This window comes from Wenyingzhuangia gilva (assembly GCF_030519655.1).
Classification (GTDB): Bacteria; Bacteroidota; Bacteroidia; order Flavobacteriales; family Flavobacteriaceae; genus Wenyingzhuangia; species Wenyingzhuangia gilva.
This window is the reverse complement of sequence record NZ_JAUMIT010000019.1, coordinates 1-6,860: the sequence shown is the minus strand read 5'-3', so window position 1 is coordinate 6,860 and position 6,860 is coordinate 1. Positions and strand designations below refer to the sequence as shown.

General features: G+C 30.0%; 4 protein-coding genes. 3 read left to right on the top strand and 1 reads right to left on the bottom strand.

The genetic code is table 11. The features are described 5' to 3' along the window. Positions 1–186 (bottom strand): helix-turn-helix domain-containing protein (locus QVZ41_RS14315; RefSeq protein ID WP_478221192.1); only part of this gene is annotated, 186 nt, incomplete at its 3' end. Positions 187–416: 230 nt separating this feature from the next. Here QVZ41_RS14315 and QVZ41_RS14310 point away from each other — a divergent pair. From QVZ41_RS14310 to QVZ41_RS14300, 3 genes are all read left to right on the top strand, one after another. After that, entirely contained in the window at positions 417–3,968 is a 3,552-nt protein-coding gene (locus QVZ41_RS14310; RefSeq protein ID WP_302885329.1) for an RHS repeat domain-containing protein, read from the top strand. 12 nt (positions 3,969–3,980) lie between these two features. Further along, positions 3,981–4,421 carry a lipocalin family protein gene (locus QVZ41_RS14305; RefSeq protein WP_302885328.1) on the top strand — a complete coding sequence of 147 codons (441 nt, stop codon included), beginning with the start codon at positions 3,981–3,983 and terminating at the stop codon, positions 4,419–4,421. A gap of 12 nt (positions 4,422–4,433) precedes the next feature. Continuing rightward, positions 4,434–6,860: DUF6443 domain-containing protein (locus tag QVZ41_RS14300; RefSeq protein ID WP_302885327.1), on the top strand; the 2,427-nt coding region annotated here is incomplete at its 3' end.

Sequence of the window (6,860 nt, the reverse complement as noted above, 5' to 3'; positions counted from 1 at the left end):
ATCCAGTAAAACTAAGTCAATTGGTGTTTCTTGATTTTTTATAAGATTATCAATCTTATCACTCGTTTGTGCTTTTAAAATATTTAATGGTTTGTTTTTAAAAGGCATTAATTTTAAAGCTTGCTCATAAGCTTCCGTTACAAAAGGATGTGCATCAATAATGAGCACCTTGATTGTGTTTTTCATAATTTTTATAGCGTTTTGATACGAATTAACGAATAATCCTTATAAAAAACAAGTGTGTTTATACGCAGTTGATGTGATTTGATATTTTTTTCATATAAATTATAATAAAAACCAACAACAAAAATCATTCTATTAATAATTTATTCCTTACCAAGTGTAAGTAAAAACCACAAGTTATTAAAAATAAATAAATGTAATCTTACATTAAAAATTTTCTCAAAAGCATTATAATGAAAACAACAAATTACTATTACTATAAAACGTTCCTTTTTATAGTTTTTTTTTATACACATTTTGTATATTCTCAATTACAACCAAGCTTGCCTCCATCGCCAAATGCATCATCATTACTTAGTTTTATCGATAATGAAGTTAGTTATTTTACTGGTACACCAAATATTTCAATCCCTATTTATGAAATTGATAAAAAATCTATACAACTAGATATCAGTTTAAATTATAATCCTAATGGAATAACAACTAATACAACAGCATCATTAGTAGGTTTAGGATGGTCTTTAAATGCTGGAGGAGTAATTTCAAGAGTAATGAAAGATGCACCTGATGATTCTAAAACTGATCGCAATCATTTTCAAGAATATAATCATCCATATTACCGTGACTGGCCTGCCACTAAATTAGGTTATTTATATTCTATAAAAGAAAATGACTTACCTGTTAAAACTATTGGAGGTTATTCTTTTTCTCCGCTTGGGTATAAAGGAGTAAACACATACAAACTAGACCTTGAGGAAATATATCAAAACCGACAAAATCAAACTCCAGAAGATGCTATATTACACCATTTTGGTGTTGTGAAACCCAGAACTTATGCTTTCTCACATCCTTTAGGTCCATTAAGAGAATTTAATAAAAGAATTTTAAATCCTTTTTATCAACTTAATGATCTTGAACCAGATATTTTTTATTTTAATTTCTTAGGTTATTCTGGAAGATTTGTTTTTGATCCCGAACATAGTGAGAGAGCTACTATAAAATTAATACCTTATCAAGATTTAAAAATAGATTACATTACGGATTCAGAAACAGGTAATTTAATTGCTTTTACAATAAAAGATACAAAAGGAAATGTTTTTAAATTTAATGATGCTGAGCTATCTATTAATCTTAGTCAATCATTACCCCAAAGTGGTCGTCCAGAACTTTTAAGTACTTCTCATATAAACAATGAGTCAAGAAGAAAGTTTAATAACTCATGGTGGTTAAGTGAGGTTGTTACAGCAAATGGAGAAATGATTAGTTTTGAATATGAAGATGTAATTGAAAAAAATTTAAGTCAATCCATGTATCCCGGTTTGGGTTTAAGATCTTCAAAAAAAGCAGAGAATTTAAATGCTTACTCTACTACGTATACAAAAACACACGCCAAAAGATTAGCCAAGATAACTACTGATAATTTGCTCATAGATTTTGATTACGATTTAACAAGATTAGATTTAATAACTGGTAGCACTGCCAAAGCACTTACCTCAATAACAATAAATACGACTAGAAATAATCAAATAAAAAAAATAAACTTAAAATATGATTATTTTTTAAGCTCTGAAGATAAAACAGTTCAATATTATAAAGATGACTATGAATACTCTGAAGGTGCTTCTCATAACGGGAACAAAAAATTAAGATTGAAAAGCTTATTAGAATATGGAAAAAATTTATACAATCCATTGACATATACTTTTGAATATAATTACTATGACCAAGGAGATAAATACCCTTCATATAAAAAATTCCCTAATTTATATAGTTATAATACTGATCTATGGAATTTTGCCAACGGTGCTAATAACAAAACACCTGTACCAAGCTTAAATATTTATCCTGACAATTATCCAAAAGGAGATATAAGAGCTTATAATGTTTACGAAAAGAACACCTATATAGGTAGACATTTAAAAACCATTGGAGGGAATAGATTACCTAATAAAGATTATATGGATATTGGTGTTTTAACTAAAATACAATATCCTACAGGTGGAAGTACTAATTATTCATACAAGCCGCGTACTTTTATATATGAAGAAGAAGAATATATTGGAGGAGGGCTAGCTATAGATAAGGTTATTAAACAGACTAATGATAATTTAATAACTTATAATTATAGTTACAATATGTTTAATAACTCTAATGTTTCTTCTGGAAAAATAGTTTCTATGCCTTTTTTTGCCGATTTATCTTATTCATTTTACCTAACTGAGTATCTAAACGCAAATGATGCTGAAGTATTTCCTTATAAAGGTTATGGTTATTATCCTGGTCACCCCTATTATAACTTGTATCCTACAGATTTTATTCTTTTTAATAATAAAGAAGATATAATAAAGATATCCCCAGACATATTTTCTTATCCAATATCTAAACTCGGCTCTGGTTTTGAAAATAATTTTGGTTATACAAATGTAACGGAATATATTACAAATAAATCAAATAAAACTAATGGATATACAGAATTCACCTATTCTTTTCCTGCTTCAATTGATGATGTAGATATAAGTAATGAACCTTTCTTTGAAAGAACGAAGGTTCATAATTTATATATGAAAGGGAGTGACTTAAGTGTTGGTAATTTTGAATATTTTCCAAATACCTATTTATCATATTCTAATCCACCAAATTCAAATTATAACTGGAACAGAGGTCTTTTATTAAAAAGAAAAGTTAAAGATGAAAACAAGCAATTAATTGAGCAAGAAGAATATATATATGAAGACTATTTTCCTCTAAAAACTAATCACCCAACAAAAGTATATGGAGTTATTATAGTAGGAGCACAGAATAATGATGTAATAAATAATGATGAAATTGATGATTATATTGCTAGAGTTTCAAATTATTGTTTACTAACTAATGTGACAAAGGTGCTTTCGTCTAAAAAGGTTACAGATTATTTAGAAGGAGAAGAAGTTACTAACACAATTAATTATGATTATGAAGGAACAAAACATATCAATACTACAAAGATTACACAAAATATTTATAACGATAAAACAAGAACAACCAATTATAAATATTCATTTGATTATGAATTAGATCCTTTTTTTGGGGGAGTAATAAAAACAATGAATGATAAGAATATTCTTAAGCCTATTGAAGTCACTAACTATATAGAAGACAATCTAGGTAATAAAAATGTTATTGATTCAAAGGTTACAAAGTATAAAGAATTTGATGGTAAAATATTACCAGAAAGTATATACGAATTACATAAAATTAGTGATTCTGATAATAATTTTACTCCATCTTATGTTCGTTATATTAAGGTGAGTTCCTCTCCTTCTTCAACCTACACAAAAGAAGACTTAGTTATTGACTCTAAATATAGAGAAGATATACATATTAATAGATATGATAACAAGGGTAATATCCAAGAGGTAGAAGATACAAAAACAGGAGTAAGGACAACTTATATTTGGAGTTATCATCAACAATACCCAATAGCAAAAATTGAGAATGCTAGTTATAGTGAAGTCCAAACAGAGATGGAAGAATTAGAACAAGAGTATGATTATGTTCCTCTTAACTCAAATGAAGAATATTCACAATACCTGAGAATTATATTTAAAGATTTAAGAAGCATTTTAACCAATACGATGATTACAACATATACCTATGATCCATTAATAGGAATGACTAGTATGACAGACCCTAAGGGGTATACTATCTACTATGAATATGATGACTTTAACCGATTGGAGTTTGTAAAAGATGCTGACGGAAAAATTCTAAGTAAAAACGAGTATCACTATAAAGGACAACAATAAAACTATTTGACTATGAAAAAGCTATTACAAATCATATTTCTTTTGTGTTTCACTTTTAGTGGTATGGCACAAAACAACACAAACAAAAAAGAACAATTAATAGGGGCTTGGAGTCTTGATTATCAAAAGAGTCTTACCAAAATGGACAGTGTTCCTAAAATGAGATTTAACTCAAATACTAGGTTAAAAACACGTATTGAAGAAAGTTATAAAGGACGTCAGCTAGTTTTTAGTGCTAATGGTGATTTTACCCAAATTCAGCCTGATGGTAGAGAAAATTCTGGAATATGGACTATTGTTGAATCAGAAAATACTTTAACAATTACCTCTCCGGAAGGACAGAAGTTTTCTTTTCAAATCATTAAACTAAACAACAATCATTTGGTATTGAAGTCTATCAGTACTACTAAAGGGAAACCTTATTTTAAGGAAATCTATTATGATAAAATGTAAAGCACAACTGACATGAAAAAATTCAATAAATTTATATTAAAAGTTGTTGCTGTATTTACATTATTATTTACAACAACTTCTTTACAAGCCCAATCTTTATATGGGCATATTTATGGTCCTACAACAGCTGATTTATACACTACTGAAACTTATGGTTTCACCGATTATTACTCTTCTAGCTACTTTGATTGGTATATTTATGGAGGTGCGGTTCAGGGAAACAGTTATAATTCAGCCGAAGTAGATGTGCTTTGGAATGAAATAGGAAGTAACTTAGTTACTGTAGATTATGATGATGCTTATGGGAATATTTTATTTGATGAATTAGAAGTCAATGTAACAGGTTCTGCTCCCGATACTCCGCCAGTTCCAACTATACAACAAAGTAGTTGTGGAAGTATTGTTTTGGAAAGGGCAACTCCTCCTAGTGGTGTTACTTATTATTGGCAAAATAATCTTGGCGGAAAAAGTACAGCTAACTCTGCTAGTACTATGACAATGACCAATAGTGGAACTTTATTCCTTAGAGCACGAGATTCAAATGGGACATGGAGCATTGAACCCTCAAGCATTACTTATACAGTAAATCAACTCATTACTTGGTATAGGGATCAAGATGGAGATGGTTTAGGGGACCCAAATGACTCCTCAGATCCTTCTTGTACACAACCCGAAGGTTATGTAAGTAACGATGATGACCTGTGTCCAACACAATATGGAAGCTCATCAGGAGGGTGTGCTGAAGATACAGATTTAAGTAATCAGAATTATGTATACACGATTACACCACAAGTACCAACCTATGAATTTAATTTTTCGTCGTTAAAAAACGATCAAAAAATAGAAACTGTTAATTATTATGATGGTTTAGGAAGACCTATGCAAAACATAGCCATACATGCTGGTGGAAAAGGTGAAGATATTATTACTCATATAGCATATGATGAGTTTGGAAGACAAAACAAAGATTATTTACCATACACAACAACTAATAACTTAGGAGGGTTTATTTCTACTGCTGAAAGCGATGTTTTAACTTATTATGATCAGAGTAAATATGATGTAGACTTTCCTAGCATGGGAATATCTACCATTAACCCCTTTTCTGAAAAAGAACTAGAAGCCTCCCCTTTAAACAGAGTCTTAAAACAAGCCGCTCCTGGTAAAGATTGGAAATTAGGAAATGGTCATGAAATTGAAATTGAATACGATGCTAATGAAGCTAATGAAGTAAAACTTTTTGAGGTGAGTATTTCAGAAAGTACGATAAACTCAGTAAAAGTTTATAGTCCAACGTTGACCCAAGATGGATTTTATGCTGCAGGAGAGTTATACAAAACCATTACTTATGATGAAAACCATAACTCTGGTACAGAACACTCTACCGAAGAGTTTAAAGACAAACAAGGAAGAGTGATTTTAAAGCGAACTTATGCTGAAATTTCGGGAACATCAACAGCTCATGACACTTATTATGTTTATGATGATTACGGGAATTTAAGTTTTGTATTACCCCCTAAAATGGATGTAGCTACAAACTCTTTAACTACTATAATTAACAACTTAGATACTTTAGGATATCAATATGAATACGATCATAGAAATCGTTTGGTAGAAAAAAGAATTCCTGGAAAAGAGGTTGAATATATTGTTTATGACAAACTGGATAGACCTGTGCTTACGCAAGATGCAAATTTAAGAAATGAAAATAAATGGTTGTTTACAAAGTATGATGTGTTTGGAAGAGTAGCTTTTACAGGATTTCACAATTCTAACTCCTCTACTACGAGAACTGTTATGCAGAGTAATGCTGACAACAACACGAATTATACACAATATGTGACTAAAAACACAACTTCAAGCAATTTAGGAGGTACATATATATATTATTCTAATGGACCTATTCCTCATGGCGTTCATGGAATATACACTATTAATTACTATGATACGTATATCGATTTACCTAGTAGTTTGAGTAGCGTAGTTACTAATATTTTTGAGAAAACTTCTACTACTAAAACCAAAGGATTGCCAACAGTTAATAAAGTAAAAGTACTAGGAACTAATAATTGGATTACTACTGTCACCTACTATGATGATAAAACAAATCCAATATATGTATATTCCAATAACAGTTATTTAGGAACTACAGATATTGTGGAAAGTGAGTTTGATTTTGTAGGAAAAGTAATCCGAACTAAAACAACTCATAAAAAAACAGGAAAACCTGATATTAAAACTTTAGATTTTTTTGAATACGATCATATGGGTAGGCTTACCAAGCAAACGCAAGCTATTGATGGTGCTACTACTCCTGAAGTCATTGTAGAAAACACCTATGATGAATTAGGACAGTTAACAAGCAAAGGAGTTGGAGGGAAAAATGGACAAGCTCGCTTACAAAATGTAGATTATACGTACAATATAAGAGGTTGGCTT